We start from the raw sequence: 18,435 nt of genomic DNA on the forward strand, positions 1-18,435 counted from the left end.
ACCTCGGCCTCGCCGTCCGACCCCACCGGACCGTGTCACCCGACGCGGTACTGCTCGTCGCGGGCGTCGGTCAGGAACATCTGCCCCGGCGCATGGGTGATGGCGAACGGCGGCCGGGACGCGATCACGGCGGCCTGCGGAGTCACGCCGCAGGCCCAGAACACCGGGATGTCCTCGGGCTCCGCGACCACCGGGTCGCCGAAGTCGGGACGGGCCAGGTCGGCGATGCCGAGGGCGGACGGGTCGCCGCAGTGCACCGGGCCGCCGTGCACCGCGGGCAGCAGACTGCTCTCCCGGATCGCCGCCGCCAGGCGCCCGGGCGGCACCGGACGCATCGACACCACCATGGGGCCGTGCAGCCGCCCGGCGGGCCGGCACTGACGGTTGGTCACGTACATGGGTACGTTGCGCCCCTGCTCGATGTGGCGCAGCGGGACGCCCGCGCCGGTCAGCGCCCACTCGAAGGTGAAACTGCACCCGATCAGGAACGACACCAGGTCGGGCCGCCAGTGGCGGAGCACGTCCGTCGGCTCGTCCACCAGCTCGCCCTTCCGCCACACCCGGTAGCGCGGCAGATCGGTGCGCAGGTCCGCGTCCGCCGCGAGCACCGTGGTCACGGCGCCCGGGTCGGTCACGTCGAGCACCGGGCAGGGCTGGGGATTGCGCTGGCAGAACAGCAGCATGTCGTACGCCCAGTCGGCGGGCACCGAGATCAGGTTCACCTGGGTGTGGCCCGCGGCGACCCCGGCGGTGGGGCCGGCCAGGCCCGCCCGGAAGCGGGCGCGGGCGGTTTCCGGGCTCCACGCGCGCGCGTGCGGGTCCACGACGGTCAGGGGACGGTCCTGTGTGCGGTTCACGCCAGTTCCCTTCCACGAGTCTCGGGCAGTCCGAACAGGGCCAGTGCGGCGAGGCCGTAACCGATCGCGCCGAAGACCAGCGCGCCGCCGACGCCCCAGCTGTCCGCCAGGAAGCCGACCGTCGTCGGGAAGACGGCGCCCACGGCCCGGCCGGTGTTGTACGTGAAGCCCTGCCCGGTGCCGCGCACCTCGGTCGGGTACAGCTCGCTCAGGAAGGAGCCGAAGCCGCTGAAGATGGCCGACATGCAGAACCCGAGCGGGAAGCCCAGCACCAGCAGCAGGGTGTTGGCGCCGCTGGGGATGTTGGCGTACGCCAGGATGCACACCGCCGACAGCAGGGCGAACAGCCAGATGTTGCGCCGGCGGCCCAGCCGGTCGGTGAGGTAACCCCCCGTCAGATAGCCGAGGAACGCGCCGGAGATCAGGAACGTCAGATAACCGCCGGTGCCGACGACCGACAGGTCGCGCTCGGTCTTGAGGTACGTCGGCACCCACGTCGCCAGCGTGTAGTAGCCGCCCTGGACGCCGGTGGAGAGCAGCACGGCGAACACGGTCGTGCGCAGCAGACCCGGCGCCGCGGCCGTGCCCGGCCGGAAGATCGCGGCGAACGAGCCCTTGTGCGGGGCCCTCTCGCGGGCGGCGACCGCCTCCGGGGCGTCGTGCACGCGGCGGCGCATCCAGATGACCAGGACGGCGGGCAGCGCACCCGTCCAGAACATCACCCGCCAGGCCAGTTCGTCGCCGAGGAACGAGAACACCAGCGTGTAGACGATCGCCGCCAGGGCCCAGCCCACGGCCCAGGAACTCTGGATCACGCCGAGGGTGCGCCCGCGGTGCCGGGCGCTCGCGTACTCGGCCACCAGGATCGCGCCCACGGCCCATTCGCCGCCGAAGCCGAGCCCCTGGAGCGCCCGGAACACCAGCAGCGTCTCGTAGTTGGGCGCGAAGCCGCAGGCCACGGTGAAGACGGCGTAGGTGATCACCGTGATCATCAGCGCCCTGACCCGGCCGATCCGGTCCGCCAGCACGCCCGCGAGGGCGCCGCCGACCGCGGAGACCACCAGGGTGACGGTGGTGAACAGGCCCGTCTGGCCGCTGTCCAGGCCGAAGTGGGCGGCCAGCGCGACCATGCTCAGAGGGAGCGTGAAGTAGTCATACGAATCGAGCGCATAGCCGCCGAAGGCTCCGGCGAAGGCGCGTCGTCCGCGCGGGCCGAGGGCGCGGAGCCAGGCGAAGGCGCCGGTGTCCGCGGAGCCGCCGTTGCCGCTGGGGTCGCCCGTGCCGGCGGGCCCGCCCGTGCCGGCGCGATCGCCCGGTCCGGGTCCGCGGCCGGTGGCCGCAGGGCGGGGTGCAGGGGCCGGGGCGCCCGGCGCGGAGTCCGGGGACGGGACCGGCGCGGAAGCGGGCGTGGACGTCGGCGGAGGAGTCGGTGCAGGGTTCGCGCTCATGTGCACCTCGCAGTGGGTGGAGGGAGGGTGCTGCGGACTGAGCCGTGCCGTGCGGAAGCGACGGCCGCCACGGTGCGGGCGGCGACGCCGTACCCAGCAAGGTAGAGGATCGTTGAACGATCCCTCAATACCCTTGTTGTTTCGTTCCTGTTTCTGCGCTTGAATTCCCGGCATGGCAGAGCAGCTGACCGGACTGGCCGACGACCGCGCGCTCCTGGGGCGCACCAGCACCGCCGAACGCGTCGCGGACATCCTCCGAAGCCGCATCGCCGAGGGTTATTTCCCGCCGGGGACCCGGCTGTCGGAGGAGAGCATCGGCGGCGCGCTCGGCGTCTCCCGCAACACGCTGCGCGAGGCGTTCCGGCTGCTCACCCACGAACGGCTGCTCGTTCACGAGCTCAACCGGGGGGTCTTCGTGCGCGTGCTCACGGTCGAGGACGTCGAGGACATCTACCGCACCCGGCGGCTCGTCGAGTGCGCGGTCGTGCGCGGACTCGGCGAGCCGCCGTACGCCCTGGACGGGCTCGCCGCCGCCGTCGAGGAGGGGCAGCGGGCCACCGTCGAGCACGACTGGAACGCGCTGGGCACCGCCAACATCCACTTCCACCGCGAGCTGGTCGCCCTCGCCGGCAGCGACCGCACCGGGGAGCTGATGCGCAGCGTCTTCGCGGAGCTGCGCCTGGCCTTCCACGTCGTGGACGACCCGCGCCGCCTGCACGAGCCCTATCTCGCGCGCAACCGCCAGATCCTCCAGGCCCTGCGCTCCGGCGACCGGGAGGGCGCCGAGCGGCTGCTGGAGGTCTACCTCGACGACTCGCGGGAGCGGATCGCGGAGGTCTACCGGCGCAGGGTGGCGCAGGAGCCGTAGGCGCGGGAGCAGGCACGCGAGCCGACCGGCGCGGGAGCAGTGGACGCAGACGGGAGCGCTGCGGGCAGGGGGCGGTTCTGCGCCGTTTGGGTCGTTGTCAGACCGAGGACCTAATCTGTGCACCGTGACTTCGCCTGCATCGACGGACAGCGTTCCGCCCCAGTTCAGCGCGGGGCCGCGCCCCGCCGTGGGCCCGGCCGCCGACGAGGGACTGGCGCGGCGGCTGCGCGCGCTCGCCTGCACCGCGCCGCTGCACGACCTCGACGCGCGCAAGGCCAACCTGGCGGGCGAGTACTCGGTGTACGGCATGGCCGAGATCGCCCTCGCGGCCATCGACCTGATCACGCTGAACATGGACTTCGACACCGGCGCCGACCACGATCAGGTGGTCGCCCGGCTCGTCCCGCGCACAGCCGCCCAGGCCCCGCGCCGCCCCGCCGCCGAGCACGAGCGGGTGGCCCGCTGGGTCCTGGAGAACCTGATCAACGTCGGCAGCGTGGACCGCGGCTTCCGCGCCGTCTACGGCACCTTCGCCCCGGACGGCACATACGTCCGCCGTGACTACGACTTCAAGCTGATCGAGGAGGTGCCCGGCCCGGGCGGCAGCGTCTACCTGCGCACCACCGACGAAGCGGTGAACGTCCTCGTCGGCGCCCTCGACACCGATGTCACCAGCGCCCAGATCGCCGCCGAGGTCAAGCTGGAGGTGCTGATCAGCCGCGGCCGGCTCGCCGACGCCCAGCTCGCCGCCGAGCAGGCCCGCTACCGCACCGTGCAGTACTCCGAGACGCTGCGCAGGGCGCTGGAGGCCACCCGGCGCAACGTCCGCGCGGTGGACTGGCTCACCACCGTGCCCGACATGATCGCCGAGGCCCTCGACCATGTGGCCGACCGCTACCGTCACGAGAACGCCATCCTCACCAACATCCGCAAGGCCCGCGACGAGTCCGAGGACCCCGAGCACAAGCGGCGCGCCGCCGAACTGGTCGACATCGTCAAGGACTGCATCCGGCGCCACACCCAGCTCCAGTCACGTCTGCTGGAGGCCGGCCCGCTGTTCCGCGCCGAGCAGGACCGGCAGGCCTTCGCCCCGCCCGCCCCGGCGTCCGGGATCGACCTGTACGGACAGCTGGTCGCGCCGCTGCTGCCGCTGCCCCTGGAGCAGGCCATCCGCGTCACCGACGCCTTCTTCGCGCGCGGGACGGGACTGCGCACGCCGGTGTCCGTCAGGGTCGGCGACCTGGTCGACATCCTGCTGACACCGCCGGTCGAGCGGGAGCACCTGGGCGCGGAGATGCCGGAGCCGGACCTCATCGCCACGCCCGACGACAGTCGCTTCAGCGAGGAGCAGCTGGCGGCTGCCAGAAAGCTGCTGGACCTGCCCGCCGACGCCCCCCGGCGGCTGTCGGGCCTGCTGGCGCAGGCGCGCCGACGCGACCCCGACCTGCCGTACCTGGTGGCCCTCATGGCGATCCACGCCGCGAGCCCCGCGGTCGGCACGGCTTACCGGCAGGGCGAGGAGAAGCTGCTGTTCGCGGTGGACGACGGGACGGAGCTGGACGATCCCGAGTTCGGCGGTGCCGACCTGATCGTGGGCACGGCGCTGCTGGACGCCGCCGGGATGGCGGCCGACCGGCAGGAGGTGGCGTGATGCGGCCCGCCGAGCGATCGGCAGCGGGTCGCGTGTTGCCCCACGTCGGACGGTCGGCAGAGGGCTTCGTGGTGCCGTACGTCGGCCGACCGGCGGGCGGTGGCGCGATGCCGCGTGCCGGGTCGCCGGTGGAAGGCCGTGCGACGCCGTATGCCGGCCCTCGCCGCGCTCGTGCCCGCACCGGTGTCGGAGCCCACCCGATGCCGTATGCCGGCCCTTGCCGCACCCGCGCCCGTACAGGCGTCGGACGCCGCGCCACGCCGTACGCCGCCCCCCGCCGCACCCGCACCGGCGCGGTCCCCGCACCCCGTCCCCAGAGCAAGGAGTCGCAGTCGTGAGCGAGCACGTCGAGTGGAGTGAGCCGGACGCCCCCTCCCCGGCGGGCGCCGCCGTCACCCCCGCCGACGCCGCCGACGCGGCCCGGCTCGTCGCCTTCGGGCTCCAGCCCAGGCTGCTGCCGGCGCGCGACCAGGAGTACGCCGACCTGCTGCGCCGCTACCGGGAGGACCCGCCGTTCGCCCGGCTCGCGGACGCCGTGGCCGCCGGGCTCGGGCTCGTCGTCCTGGAGGTGTCCCCCCGCGCGGGCATGGCCGTGACCGCCGCCGAGGACTCCGTGTTCGCCGTGCGCATGGGCGACTACGCCCGCCGCACCGCCGCCGACTCCGCCGACCGGTTCCTGCACGGGCTGGCCCACCTCGCCGTCGCCGCCATGGCCTTCCCGCGCCCCGAGGACCTCGCCGACGACGGCTACATCGGCCGCGTCACGGTCAACGGCGTCGACGCGTTCGTCCGCCAGGCCTGCCGCCGGCTGGAGGAACGGGCGGCGCAGCAGGGGGAGAACACCGACCCCGTCTCCGACGCGCCGGGACTGGAGGCCGCCTGGCGGATCTGGGTCAGACGCAGCGCCGCCGGCGCCACCAAGGACGCCCGCCGCCTCGCCGGCTCCACCACCGGCATCGTCGGCAAGGCCGTGGCCTTCCTCACGGACTCCGGGTTCCTCCAGCGGACCGGCGACGACAACGGCGGCACCTACCGCACCACCGCCCGCTACCAGCTCCAGGTCCGTGACATGGCCGGCAGCGCCGCCATGGCCGAGCTTCTGGACCTCGGCATCGTCCCGGTCACCGACGGCACGCCGACCCTGCTGCCGCCCGAGGACACCGACGACCTCGACCTGGTGGCCGACGCCGGGCTGCCCTTCCACTCCGCCTGAACCCCCACCTGCCGAAGACTTACGAGAGTCCGCCATGTACGAGCTGTCCCGGGTCCGCCTCTACTCCATCGGGCCCGCCGGCGCGCGCTACGCCGACACCGTGCTCGACCTGCGCGGTGTGGGTGAGCCCGTGCCCGACCCCGCACCCGCCCAGGCGGAGTTCTTCGAGGAGGAGCCCGCCGGCCCGCCGCGTCGGCCCGCGCCCGCGGGAGTGCTCTTCCTGGAGAACGGCGGCGGCAAGTCCGTGCTGCTGAAGCTGATCTTCTCGGTGATGCTGCCGGGCCACCGCAACACCCTCGGCGGCGCCAGCTCCGGCGTGCTGCGCAAGTTCCTGCTCGCCGACGACTGCGGACACGTCGCGCTGGAGTGGCAGCACGTCCTCACCGGCGAGCTGGTCGTCGTCGGCAAGGTCAGCGAGTGGCGCGGCCGCCAGGTCTCCAGCGACCCGCGGAAGTTCGCCGAGGCCTGGTACTCCTTCCGGCCGGGCCCCGGACTGAGCCTGGACAACCTGCCCGTGGCCGAGTCCACCGCCGTACGGCCGCCCATCGAGGGCCAGTCCGGGGCGCAGGGGCGCCGCCGCACGATGAAGGGCTTCCGGGACGCCCTCACCGAGGCGGGCAAGGCCTACCCGCACCTCGAGGTGCACTGGGAGGACATCCACGAGCGCTGGACCGAGCACCTCGGCGACCTCGGCCTCGACCCCGAACTCTTCCGCTACCAGCGGGAGATGAACGCCGACGAGGGCGAGGCGGCCGGCCTCTTCGCGGTCAAGAAGGACTCCGACTTCACCGACCTGCTGCTGCGCGCCGTCACCGACACCCGCGACACGGACGGCCTCGCCGACCTCGTCAGCGGCTTCGGCAGCAAACTCGGCCGGCGCGCCGAGCTGATCGCCGAACGGGACTTCACCGCCGGATCGGTCGATCTGCTCGGCCGGATCGTCGATGCCGCCGAGGCCCGCTCCCGCGCCCGGGACGTCCACACCGGCGCCGAGCGGCGCACCCGGACCCTGGCCCGGCGGCTGTCCGCGCGCGGCGCGCAGGAGCGGGCGCGGGCCGCCGACCTCGCCCAGCGGGTCACGGCGGCCGCGCACGCCGTCACCCAGGCCGAGTCCGGGCGCGAGCGCAGCGCGCTGATCGCGGCCGAACTGGCCTACCGGCACGCCTCCCTCGCGCTCGCCGCCGCCGAGAAGCAGGCCGCCGCGCAAAAGCGCGAACTGGCCGAGGCGCGCACCCTGCACGCCGCCTGGCAGGCCGCCGAGGCCGTGCTGCGCCACCGCGCCGCCGCCGACCGGGTGGCCAGGGTCGCCGCCGCGATCCAGGAGGCCGAACGGGACGCCGCCCCTGCGCTCGCCGCGCGCACCAGGGCAGCCGTCGACCTCGTCCGGGCGTTGCACGCCGCCGCGCAGAGCGCCGAGTCCCTCGCCAACGAGGAGGAGGAGCGGTCCGCCGCCCTCCAGGAGGCCGGCGACCTCGCCCACCGGGACTCCACCGCCGCCGCCACCGAGGCGCAGCGGGCCCGCAGCGAGGCCGGGCACCTGCGCCAGCGCCTGTCCGAGGTCGAGCAGGAGACCGCCGAGGCCGTGCGCGCGGGCTGGCTGGACGACAGCGCGCCCGACGCCGACCCGGCGCGCGCGGCGCTCGCCGCCAGCGACGCCGAGAAGGCCGCCGTGGCCGCCTGGGACACCGCCCGCGAGGCGGCACGCCGCGCCGCCGATCAGGCCCGGGAAGCGACCGCGGCCGAGTCCCGCGCGGAGCTGACGGCCGCCCGCGCGGCCGACGCCGCACTGTCCGCCGAACACGCCCACGACGCGGAGCGCCGCACCGCCCGGGCGCTGGCCGGCGAGGAAAGGCTCGCGGAGCTGCTGGGCCTCGCCGGGCACGACGTGCGCGCCGGCATCCCGCAGCCCAGGCAGGAGGACGCCGCCCCCACCGGGGAACCGGCCGACGGGACCGGCGCCCTCACCGCCGAGGAACTCGACCGCTTCGCCGACGAGTTGCGCGAACTCCTCGACGACGCCGTCTCCTCCGCGGAGCGGCAGCTGTTCGAACTGCGCACCGCCGCAGCCGACGACGCCCGCATCCTCGGCGCGCTCGGCGACGGGGGACTGCTGCCGCCGGGCCCGGACGTCCTGGCCACCGTGGAGTACCTCGGCGAGCACGGCATCCCCGCACTGCCCGGCTGGCGCTACCTCGCCCAGGCCGTCGACCCCGCCGACCACGCCCGTGTGCTGGCCGCCCGGCCCGAACTGGTCGACGGCGTGATCATCACCGACCCCGCCTCGCACGCCCGCGCCCGCGAGGCCCTCGGCGAGGCCGCGCTGCTCCCGCGCTCGGCCGTCGCCGTCGGCACCGCCGCCGCACTTCTCGCCCCGGCTCCGGCCGAGGGCTCCGGCACGGCCGACGTCTTCCTCGTACCGCCGAACCCCGCCATGCACGACGAACACGCCGCCGACGAGGAGCGGCAGGCGCTGCGCGCCCGGGCGACCGCGCGGGACGAGGAGATCCGCACCCTCGCCGCCCGTCTCGGCAAGGACCGGGAACTCTCCGCCCGCCTGGCCTCCTGGCGCGCCGGCTGCCCGGCCGGACGGCTGACCGAGCTGGCCCGGGCGGCCCACGACGCCCGCGCCTTCGCCGCCGAGGCCGAGGCCGAGCTGACCGAGGCGCGCACCCGGCGGGCGGAGGCCGAGGAGGCCGCCGCCGAGGCCGCGCAGGTGCGCGAGGAGCGGCAGGAGGCCGCGCAGAAGGCGCGGCGCGCGGCCGACGCACTCGCCGGGCTCGCCTCCCGGCTGCGCGAACGCGCCCGCTGGCAGGTGCGCCTGCGCGAACTCGCCGACGAGGCCGCCGAGTCGGAGGCCCGGGCCCAGGCGTGCCTGGAACGCGCCCGCGCCGCCGACGAGGACCGGCGCGCCGCTCAGCGCGCGGCCGACGACGCCCGCCGCACGGCGCGTGCCCTGCGCGCCGAGCGCTCCGAGATCGCCGGCGCCCCCGACGACGTACCGGACGACGACGCCGACACCCCGAAGGCGTCCCTGCCCGCCCTGCGCGAGGCGTACCGCGCCGCCTCCCAGGTGTACGAGAAGGTCGGCGTCGGCGCCGACCTGCGGGCCGAGCAGGCGCGCGCCGAGAGCGACGAGAGCGCGGCCCGCGCCGAGCTGGACCGGCTGAGCAACAAGGTCCGCACCCGTGCCGAGCAGCTTCTTCAGTCCCCCGACGGCTCCGACGGGCCTTCCCGGCAGGCCGCGGTCGTCCGTGCCGAGGAACTCGTGCAACTGCTGGAGACCCGGATGTCCAGCGCCAGCGAGCAGCTCGGCAGGCTGCGCGGCGAGGCCGAGCGGCTCGCGCCCGAGGACGGTGGCGCCCACACCGAACTCCCCGAGGAACTGCGGCCCCGCGACGCCGAGCACGCCCAGTCCCTGCTGCGCACGGCCACCGCCGAACTCGCCTCCCGTACCGAGGCGCTGTCCCGCGCGCGGGAGGCGCACGCCGAACTGCTCGACGCCCACCGCGCCGCCGAGGACGCGGCCGGCGGCTTCGACGAGATCGCCGCCCTGCTGCGCGACCTGCTGCGCGAGCCGGTCGGCGAGGAGGAACCGGGCGCGCCCGAGCCCTACCCCGGTGGGCTGGAGGAGGCCCGGAGGTCCGCCGCCGAGGCCCGCAGATCACTGCGCGGCTGCGCCGCCGACCTCTCGGCCGCCGAGGCAGCCGTGCGCGAGGCGAGCGACATCCTCGTCCGCCACGCCAACTCCACCCGCTACGAGCAGGTCCGCACCCCGGCCCGGCAGCAGATCCGCGAACTGCCCGCCGCGGCCCTGCCCGAGCATGCCCGCAAGTGGGCCGACGCCTTCGCGCCCCGCCTGCGCGTCCTCACCGACGAACTGGACCAGCTGGAGCGCAACCGCGACTCGATCGTGGACCGTCTGCGCGGTCTGGTGGAGTCTGCCCTGGCCACCCTGCGCTCCGCCCAGCGGCTGTCCCGGCTGCCCGAAGGGCTCGGTGAGTGGTCAGGGCAGGAGTTCCTGCGCATCCGGTTCGAGGAACCCGACCAGGCCACCCTCACCGAGCGGCTCGGCGAGGTCGTCGACGAGGCGACCCGCGCCGCCGTCAAGAAGAACTCCGACCTGCGCCGCGACGGCATGTCCCTGCTGCTGCGCGGAGTGGCCGCCGCCCTCCAGCCCAAGGGCGTCGCCGTCGAGATCCTCAAGCCGGACGCCGTGCTGCGCGCCGAGCGCGTCCCCGTCGGGCAGATGGGCGACGTGTTCTCCGGCGGCCAGCTGCTCACCGCCGCCATCGCCCTGTACTGCACGATGGCCGCACTGCGCAGCAACGACCGGGGTCGCGACAAGCACCGGCACGCGGGCACCCTGTTCCTGGACAACCCCATCGGCCGGGCCAACGCCACCTATCTGCTGGAACTCCAGCGGGCGGTGTCCGACGCCCTCGGCGTCCAGCTCCTCTACACCACCGGCCTGTTCGACACCACCGCGCTGGCGGAGTTCCCCCTGGTCATCAGGTTGCGCAACGACGCCGACCTCCGCGCGGGGCTGAAGTACATCAGCGTCGAGGAACACCTGCGCCCCGGACTGCCCCGGCCGAGCGCCGACGGCGAAGGGGAAGCGGTCCGCAGCGAGATCACGGCGACGCGGATGTTCAAACGCCCGGCCTGACGCGAACCCCGCCAACCACGGGGGCCCGACGCGCTCTCAGGGGTGGGACAGCTGCCCGGTCCCGCCCCTCCTGCGTATCCGCTCCTGCGTCCGCTCGGCGGCCCGCGCCTGCCGCCGGGCCCGGCGACGCTCACGGCGCAGCGCCCGCGCGGTGCTGCTCGGCGTCGAGACCACGCCGTTGCGCTGGTTCCACACCTGGCGCGTCACCCAGACGTCGAGCACCGCCCAGGTGGCCGCCACCGTACTGGCGATGCTGGTGAGCACCATCGGGAGCGCCAGCCACGATCCGGCCAGGGTGGTCAGAAAAGCGACCATGGCCTGGATCAGCGTCACCGAGATGATCAGCACGGCCCGCACCGCCGCCGTGCGCACCGGGTCGGGCAGCCGCCGCCGCTTCGCGGGCTCCTCGACCCACAACGGCCGGTAACGGGGCCGCTCCCGGGCAGCCTCCCGCCCGGCGGGCCGCGCCGCCGGCCCGCCCGCCGCGGATATCCGCTCCGCCGGTCGCCGGTGCGCCGGTTCCCGTTCCTCGGTCGCCAACTGCCCTTCCGCTCCGCCGAATCGACCCGTCTCCACGCCGTGCTCCCGCGTGTCGGCGCCCTGTCGCGCGGTGCCTCGCGCGGCCCTGTCCTCGCCGGGCGTCGTTCGCTGCTCCGCCGTGCCCATCACCGTGTCACTCCCCATCGCCAGCAGACCGCTCGCCCTGTCCGAAGACCCGACTCTCCTCTGGCTGCCCGGCTTGCGCTGTTTTACGCTGCCCGGGTGCAGGATGCGGCTCCTGTGGCCGATTCCGCCCCCATTTCCTGTAGTGAAGGACGAACGGGACGCGCCGAAGATTCCCGGGCGTCGAATACTTCCGGCCAAATCCCCGCGCCCACCCATCGGATTCGGCCGCGCCGCCGCGACCGTATCCGGGGAGGCAATCTCCCCATGAGCGGACAACTCCCCATGCTCCACGGACCGGACGGAAGCCCTGCTTCCACAAGCGCCTTCGAATTGGCCGTGCGCCAGTAGTAGGCTCGCGCCGTTTGTTGACGCACATGCGTACCCCTCGCCGGCCGGTGGGGGTCGAGCTGGGGGAGTCCATGCGCTTTCGCGGGAAGTCCATCCGCCGGAAGATCGTGGCGCTGCTTCTGGTGCCGTTGGCGGCCCTGACCGCCATCTGGGCCTTCGCGTCGGTCCTCACCGGACTCGAGGCGAGCCGGCTGTTCCACGTGACGGCCGTGGTCGAGAACATCGGCTATCCCACCGAGGACACCATCCGCCTCCTCCAGCGGGAACGCCGCCAGACCCTGGTCCTGCTCGCCGACCCGCGCGACTCCGACAGCCGTGCCGCCCTCCAGCGCAGCCGCGCCGCCACCGACAAGGCCGTCGCCGAGATCCGCCGCAACGCCGAGGACCCCGACGTGCGCGAGGGCCTCGGCGGCACTGTCGACGAGCGCCTCACGGCGGTCCTGGACGCCTTCGAGGGCCTGGAGCCGTTGCGCCGCAGCGTCGAGGACCGCACCGTCGACCGCGCCGAGGCCCTCGGCTTCTACAACCGCCTGATCGACCCCTGCTTCATTCTGCTCACCGACCTCCACATCGTCGACGACGTGGAGATGGACACCCGGTACCGCGCCCTCGTCAACATCGCCCGTGCCCGCGAACTCCTCTCCCGCGAGGACGCCCTGCTCGGCTCCGCCCTCGTCGTCGGCGAGCCCACCCGCGACGAACTGCGCGAGGTGTCCGACCTCGTCGCCCAGCGCACCGTCCTCTACGACACCAACCTGCCCCTGCTGCCGGCCTCCGAGGGCGACCGCTACGAGCGCTTCTGGAAGAACGCCGCCACCGCCCCGCTGCGCGCGGCCGAGGAGGCCGCCCTTTCCGGAGACGACGCCGGCGCCGGGCAGGTCGACGCCCAGGACTGGGACACCGCCGCGGGCAAGGTCCTCGGTGAACTCGGCGCCCTCGACGACGAGGCGGCGGACCGCCACCAGGACCGCGTCCGCCCCATCGCCATCGGCATCATCGTCAAGGCCGTCGTCGCCGGCGTCCTCGGCCTGGTCGCCCTCCTCGTCTCCCTCGTCGTGTCCGTACGCGTCGGCCGTGGCCTCATCCGCGACCTGCGCCAACTGCGTTTGGAGGCGCACGAGGCGTCCGGCGTGCGCCTGCCCAGCGTCATGCGCCGCCTGTCCGCGGGCGAACAGGTCGACGTGGAGACCGAGGTCCCGCGCCTGGAGTACGACAAGAACGAGATCGGCGAGGTCGGCCAGGCCCTCAACACCCTCCAGCGCGCCGCCGTCGAGGCCGCCGTCAAGCAGGCCGAACTGCGCTCCGGGGTCTCGGAGGTCTTCGTCAACCTCGCCCGCCGCAGCCAGGTCCTGCTGCACAAGCAGCTGACGCTCCTCGACGCCATGGAACGCCGGACCGAGGACACCGACGAACTCGCCGACCTCTTCCGCCTCGACCACCTCACCACCCGAATGCGCCGGCACGCCGAGGGCCTCGTCATCCTCTCCGGCGCCGCGCCCTCCCGGCAGTGGCGCAAGCCCGTCCAGCTCATGGACGTGGTGCGGGCGGCCGTGGCCGAGGTCGAGGACTACGAGCGCATCGAGGTCCGCAGGCTGCCGCGGATGGCGGTCACCGGCCCGGCGGTCGCCGACCTCACCCACCTCGTCGCCGAACTCCTCGAGAACGCCACGGTGTTCTCCCCGCCCCACACCGCCGTCCAGGTCCTCGGCGAGCCCGTCGCCAACGGCTTCACCCTGGAGATCCACGACCGCGGCCTCGGCATGACCGCCGAGGCGCTGCTGGACGCCAACCTCCGGCTCGCCGAGACCCCGGAGTTCGAGCTGTCGGACACCGACCGGCTCGGCCTGTTCGTGGTCAGCCGGCTCGCCCAGCGGCAGAACGTCCGCGTCTCCCTCCAGCCGTCCCCGTACGGGGGCACCACCGCCGTCGTCTTCATCCCCGACGCGCTGCTCACGGACGAGGTGCCGGACACCAACGGCGTCGGCTTCCGGCTCGACCGGCCCCGCGCCCCGCGGGAGGCCGAGCCCGCGGACAGCCGCCGGGCCGCGGTCTCCCAGCGGCCGGTGACCCTCCCCGGCCTCCCGGCCACCCTGCTCGACGGGCCGGTGGAACTCGAGGCGCCCGTCGCCCTGGACGCCATCGAGGACTTCCCGGGCGTCCTGGACGGCGCGGACGGCGAGCGCGGCGGACTCCTCGGCCCGCACCGTTCCGCCGCCCGCACCGACGACACGCGCGACGCCGGCGACCGGCACGACACCGAGCGGCAGGGCGGGTTGCCGCAACCCCGCCGCCGCACGCCCAAGCTGGTCAGCTCGCACGGGCGCCCGGTCACCGGTGGGCGGCCCTGGCGCCAGGACGGCGACGACGAGGCCCGGCCCGGCCCCGCTCCGCTGCACGCCGACCCCGAGCGCCCCGCGCCCCTGCCGACCCGCCGCCGCGGCAGCTCGCCGCTGGGCCGCAACCCGGCGTCGGGCGACCGGCCCGGCCCTGCCGACGGCCGTCTCACCGGACCCCGGCCGGGCGGCCCCGCCGGCGGCGAGCGCCCCGAACCCCAGGGCACCCCGGCCGACCGCGCGGGACTGCGGGCGCTCGACGGACGCGCCGACGCAGGCGACCGCCGCGCTCTCGACCGGCCTTCCGCCGCCCCGGCCCTCCCCGGACGCGCACCGTCCGGTCCGGCCGGCCCCGACCCGCAGGACGCCGCGGGCCGCCCCGGGCAGGACCGGCCCGGACCCGGCCCCGACGCCGCCCTCGGCGGGCTGCCGCGGCGCGTCCGCCAGGCCAGCCTGGCGCCGCAGCTGAGACAGGACCCCGGCCGCCGCGGCGGGGACAGAGCGGCGCCCGCCGACCGGGACGCCGACGAGGTCCGCAGCCGTATGGCCTCGCTCCAGCGCGGCTGGCAGCGCGGCCGCGAGGAGAACGCCACAGGGGACGACACGCCCCACGGCACAGCACCACAGGGAACGAACAAGGGGGACGGTCGATGACCGCACCGAAGACGACCGGCCGCACCGACAACGGCAAGTCCGTCGAGCTGAACTGGCTCCTCGACGACCTCGTGGACCGCGTCGCCAGCATCCGCAAGGCGGTCGTGCTCTCCGGGGACGGCCTGGCGACGGGGGTCTCCAAGGACCTCTCCAGGGAGGACGGCGAGCACCTGGCCGCCGTCGCGTCCGGCTTCCACAGCCTCGCCAAGGGCGTGGGCCGCCACTTCGACGCGGGCGGCGTCCGCCAGACGGTGGTCGAACTCGACGACGCCTTCCTCTTCGTCACCGCGGCCGGAGACGGCAGCTGCCTCGCCGTCCTGTCCGACGCCGACTCCGACGTCGGGCAGGTCGCCTACGAGATGACGCTGCTGGTCAAGCGGGTCGGCGCGCATCTGGCCACGGCTCCGCGCACCGATCTGCCCTCGGGCGGGTAGTGGGATGACATGAGCGCAGACGGTCAGGCAAGAAGCCACTGGTTCGACGACGAAGCGGGACCGGTCGTCCGTCCCTACGCCATGACGCGGGGCCGCACCAGCCATGCGGCCCAGCACCGCCTCGACGTCATCGCGGTGGTCGTCACGGAGCCCCACGCGGACGATCCGGAGGCGGATCCGACACTGTCCCCGGAACACGCCGACATCGTCGGACTGTGCCGCGAGACCCCCCAGTCGGTCGCCGAACTCGCGGCCGAACTCGACCTGCCCATCCAGGTGGTCAGGGTCCTCATCGGGGACCTCGTGGACGCCCGACTGGTCCATGTGACCCGACCGGTGCCGCCGGCCGAGCTGCCGGACGAGAGTATTCTGCGCGACGTGATCAACGGCCTCCGCGCGCTGTGAGCAGCGCGGGCAGCGAGGTGAAGACGTGACGGCCACCGCCGCGCCACCCCCGTCAAGTCCAGAGAGCAGGAAGAAGAGATCGATGATCTTCGGGCGTTCCGAGCGCGGCAGAGCCCCGGTGGAACCCGTCACGCTCAAGATCCTGGTGGCCGGCGGCTTCGGCGTCGGCAAGACCACCCTCGTCGGCGCGGTCAGCGAGATCAGGCCGCTGCGCACCGAGGAGGTGCTCACCGAGGCGGGCCGTCCGGTCGACGACACCAGCGGCGTGGAGGCCAAGCACACCACCACCGTGGCCATGGACTTCGGCCGCATCACCCTGCGCGAGGACCTGGTGCTGTACCTGTTCGGAACGCCCGGACAGGAGCGGTTCTGGTTCATGTGGGACGAACTGTCCGAGGGCGCGCTCGGCGCGGTGGTCCTCGCCGACACCCGCCGCCTGGAGGACTGCTTCCCCGCCATCGACTACTTCGAGCGGCGCTCCATCCCCTTCCTGGTCGGCGTCAACTGCTTCGAGGGCGCGGCCCGTTACCCGGCGTCGGCCATCCGGCAGGCGCTTGACCTGGACGACGACGTCCCCCTGCTGCTGTGCGACGCCCGCGACCGGCGGTCGGTCAAGGACATCCTCGTCGGGGTGGTCGAGCACGCGATGGACTACGGGACCCAACGCCGCCGGGCGCCCGTGACCACCTAGCCACGCGCACGCGCGCGTGGCCGGTGCCTCGGCCGTCGCCGCGACCCGCGCCCGGCCGACCGGCCACGTCCACGCGCGCGTGGGCCGCCCCGTCGCCGGGCTCCACGGCCCGGTGTCGACCGCAGTGCCGTAGCAGCCGGAAGCGCACCGCGCGCGAGGCGTCCGGCGCGGGCACTGCCTGGCCTGCTGCCGGTGCGCCCCGAGTCCGTCCGGGCCGTCCTGCGCGCCCTCGGCGGTGCCGGTCAAAACCCGGCCGGCGCTCCGGTGGACCGGCGCCGAGTCCGGCCCGTCGGAAAGAAACAACCGGCGCGGGGGATACGTCGTGCCCGCGCGCCCGGAGACATCCCAGGCAAGTCCCGTGGACGCGTTCGGCGCCCTCAGCCCCGTCCGGGGTCCGCGACGGCGCAGCCCGCCCCGCTCGGCGCCGCCTGCGTCCCGCGCCGTACCCGATGACCCGGCACACCGGCCCGGCCCACCACCCAGCTCGCCCCGCGCAGCGCCTTCGCGGCCTTCTTCAACGGCGCCAGACACGCGGCCGCCTCCCGGTGGTCCGGCACGCTGTCCGGCGCGCACACCACCGTCGCCAGCGACAACGTCACCGGCCGCCCGCCGGCCGACCAGAACGTGTCCAGCACCGACGCCGCGAGCGGATCCAGCCCCTCCCAGTCGGTCAGTACCAGGAAGTCGTCGCCGCCGATGTGCCCCACGCGCGTGCTCTCGGACGCCATGAGCTGCAGCGCCCGCCCCACCGACCGGATCAGTTCGTCGCCTGCCGCGAAACCGGCCCCGTCGTTGACCTGCTTGAAGTGGTCGACGTCCAGCCAGCTCAGCGCGAACGGCCGCCCGTCCGCGACCCGCCGGTCCACCTCCGCGGTGATCGCGTCCGAACCGGGCAGCCGCGTCAGCGGATTGAGCCCGGCCGCCTCCTCGACGCGCGTCTCGGCCAGCGCCCGCACCAGGTCCGCGAGCCGTACGACGCCGACGCAGCGCCCGTAGGCGTCCACCACGGCCACATCGTCCGACGTGCGGTCCCGCGCGCCGTCCGCGACGACGTCCAGCACCTCCCAGGCGGTCGCGTCGACCCCCACCGTCCGCGGCGGATCGCCCAGTTTCGCGGCGGGCCGGTCGGCGTACAGCGCATGCCCGTAGCGGCCCGACATCGACAGCAGGAAACGCGACCGGTGCACCGACCGGACGGGCGCCCCGGCCCGGTCCACGAGCAGCACCCCGGACACCTCCGGAGAGCCGGTGAGCAGCGCCCGCACCTGCCCGGCGGACGCGTGCGCGGGCAGCAGCGCGGCCGGGCGCACGAACTCCCGCACCGACGGCCCCGACCGGGGCGCCGGCGCCGTCGCGGGCGAACGGGGCGGAACGTACACGTCCGCCGCCGGCAGCCGGGACGGCGGCGCGAACAACTCGCCCTGCGCCAGCTGCGCCCCGGCCGCGAGCGCCGCCGCGCACTGCAGCTCCGTCTCCACGGCCTCCACCGACAGGAGCGCTCCCAACTCGTCGCAGAGCGTCCGCATCGCCCGCACGGCGGCGGGCCTGGCCAGCAGCGAGGCGTCGAGCTTCATCAGGTCGGGGCCGATGTCCGTGAGCAGCCGCAGCGGCAGGTCCCCGTCGCCCACGCCGTCGGCGCTGATCCGGAACCCCTGCGCGCGCAGCGCCGAAACGGCCTCCAGCAGCGCCTGCTGCGGCACGTGCGCGTACGGCGGGCAGACGTCGACCGTCACCTCCCACGGCATCCGCCCGGCGGCCCGCACGGCGTCGTGCAGCGGGGTGAGCCCACCGAGGTCGGCGAGGGTGGCGGCGAAGACGTTGACGTGCAGCGGCAGCAGGGTCTCCTTGCGCACCGCCGCCCGCACCGCCAACAGGGCCAGCCGACGGTCGAGTTCCGGGTCCCGGCGGGCCTCGGCCAGCACGTCGCCGGCCTCCGGGCGGGCGAGGACCTCCAAGGCCGCCACCCCGCCGGTGGACAGATTGACCACCGGCTGGAACGCGAAGCGGAGCGAATCCGACCAGGAGTGCACGGGAGCATGATGGCCCGGCCCGGCAGCCCTCAAGCCCAGTTCATGAGACGTTCACGCAGCATTCCGAGCCGGTCACTCAGCGTACGAACATGCGCGCGACCCATGGACGAACACCCGCACTCCGGGCATGTGCCCCCGGCATCGCGGCAGCGGAGAGGACGCCCCTGCCAA

12 protein-coding genes are annotated in these 18,435 nt (G+C 74.7%); 8 read left to right on the top strand and 4 right to left on the bottom strand.

Going from position 1 to position 18,435, the window contains the following annotated elements:
• Positions 1-35: 35 nt before the first annotated feature.
• The gene (locus ACZ6KF_RS28890; protein ID WP_356636207.1) at positions 36-857 is read right to left on the bottom strand and encodes a putative hydro-lyase; all 822 of its coding nucleotides are present in this window, start codon (positions 855-857) and stop codon (positions 36-38) included.
• Complete coding sequence (locus ACZ6KF_RS28895; RefSeq protein WP_469241003.1) at positions 854-2,305, bottom strand: MFS transporter; 1,452 nt, start codon at positions 2,303-2,305, stop codon at positions 854-856. Before ACZ6KF_RS28895 ends, ACZ6KF_RS28890 begins: the two co-directional genes overlap by 4 nt.
• 172 nt (positions 2,306-2,477) lie before the next feature.
• Here ACZ6KF_RS28895 and ACZ6KF_RS28900 point away from each other — a divergent pair, with 172 nt between their 5' ends.
• From ACZ6KF_RS28900 to ACZ6KF_RS28915, 4 genes are all read left to right on the top strand, one after another.
• Positions 2,478-3,173, top strand: coding sequence for a GntR family transcriptional regulator (locus ACZ6KF_RS28900; protein WP_356636203.1), 696 nt, complete (start codon positions 2,478-2,480; stop codon positions 3,171-3,173).
• Between the two features lie 124 nt (positions 3,174-3,297).
• Positions 3,298-4,824 carry a hypothetical protein gene (locus tag ACZ6KF_RS28905; protein WP_356636201.1) on the top strand — a complete coding sequence of 509 codons (1,527 nt, stop codon included), beginning with the start codon at positions 3,298-3,300 and terminating at the stop codon, positions 4,822-4,824.
• Positions 4,825-5,158: 334 nt separating this feature from the next.
• Positions 5,159-6,037, top strand: a complete 879-nt coding sequence (locus ACZ6KF_RS28910) for a hypothetical protein (RefSeq protein ID WP_356636199.1) — start codon at positions 5,159-5,161, stop codon at positions 6,035-6,037.
• A 34-nt stretch (positions 6,038-6,071) separates the two neighbouring features.
• A complete protein-coding gene (locus ACZ6KF_RS28915) occupies positions 6,072-10,703 on the top strand; it encodes a hypothetical protein (protein ID WP_469241005.1) in 4,632 nt (1,543 codons plus the stop codon).
• 36 nt (positions 10,704-10,739) lie between these two features.
• Here the strand turns inward: ACZ6KF_RS28915 and ACZ6KF_RS28920 are convergent, their stop codons facing one another.
• The gene (locus tag ACZ6KF_RS28920; RefSeq protein WP_469176560.1) at positions 10,740-11,369 is read right to left on the bottom strand and encodes a hypothetical protein; all 630 of its coding nucleotides are present in this window, start codon (positions 11,367-11,369) and stop codon (positions 10,740-10,742) included.
• A 419-nt stretch (positions 11,370-11,788) separates the two neighbouring features.
• On the opposite strand from ACZ6KF_RS28920, the gene ACZ6KF_RS28925 reads away from it, so the two are divergent.
• The 4 genes from ACZ6KF_RS28925 (at position 11,789) to ACZ6KF_RS28940 (ending at position 16,234) form a co-directional block, all read left to right on the top strand.
• Positions 11,789-14,704 (top strand): nitrate- and nitrite sensing domain-containing protein, encoded by a 2,916-nt coding sequence (locus ACZ6KF_RS28925; protein ID WP_469241020.1) that lies wholly within the window; start codon positions 11,789-11,791, stop codon positions 14,702-14,704.
• Complete coding sequence (locus ACZ6KF_RS28930; RefSeq protein WP_356636193.1) at positions 14,701-15,138, top strand: roadblock/LC7 domain-containing protein; 438 nt, start codon at positions 14,701-14,703, stop codon at positions 15,136-15,138. The genes ACZ6KF_RS28925 and ACZ6KF_RS28930 overlap by 4 nt, the downstream gene beginning before the upstream one ends.
• 9 nt (positions 15,139-15,147) lie before the next feature.
• A complete protein-coding gene (locus ACZ6KF_RS28935) occupies positions 15,148-15,543 on the top strand; it encodes a DUF742 domain-containing protein (RefSeq protein WP_356636191.1) in 396 nt (131 codons plus the stop codon).
• A gap of 82 nt (positions 15,544-15,625) precedes the next feature.
• A complete protein-coding gene (locus ACZ6KF_RS28940; protein ID WP_356636189.1) occupies positions 15,626-16,234 on the top strand; it encodes a GTP-binding protein in 609 nt (202 codons plus the stop codon).
• Positions 16,235-16,611: 377 nt separating this feature from the next.
• On the opposite strand, the gene ACZ6KF_RS28945 is transcribed toward ACZ6KF_RS28940, so the two are convergent.
• Complete coding sequence (locus ACZ6KF_RS28945; RefSeq protein WP_469160114.1) at positions 16,612-18,264, bottom strand: EAL domain-containing protein; 1,653 nt, start codon at positions 18,262-18,264, stop codon at positions 16,612-16,614.
• Positions 18,265-18,435: the final 171 nt, after the last annotated feature.

Source organism: Streptomyces sp. NPDC046379, assembly GCF_055587785.1.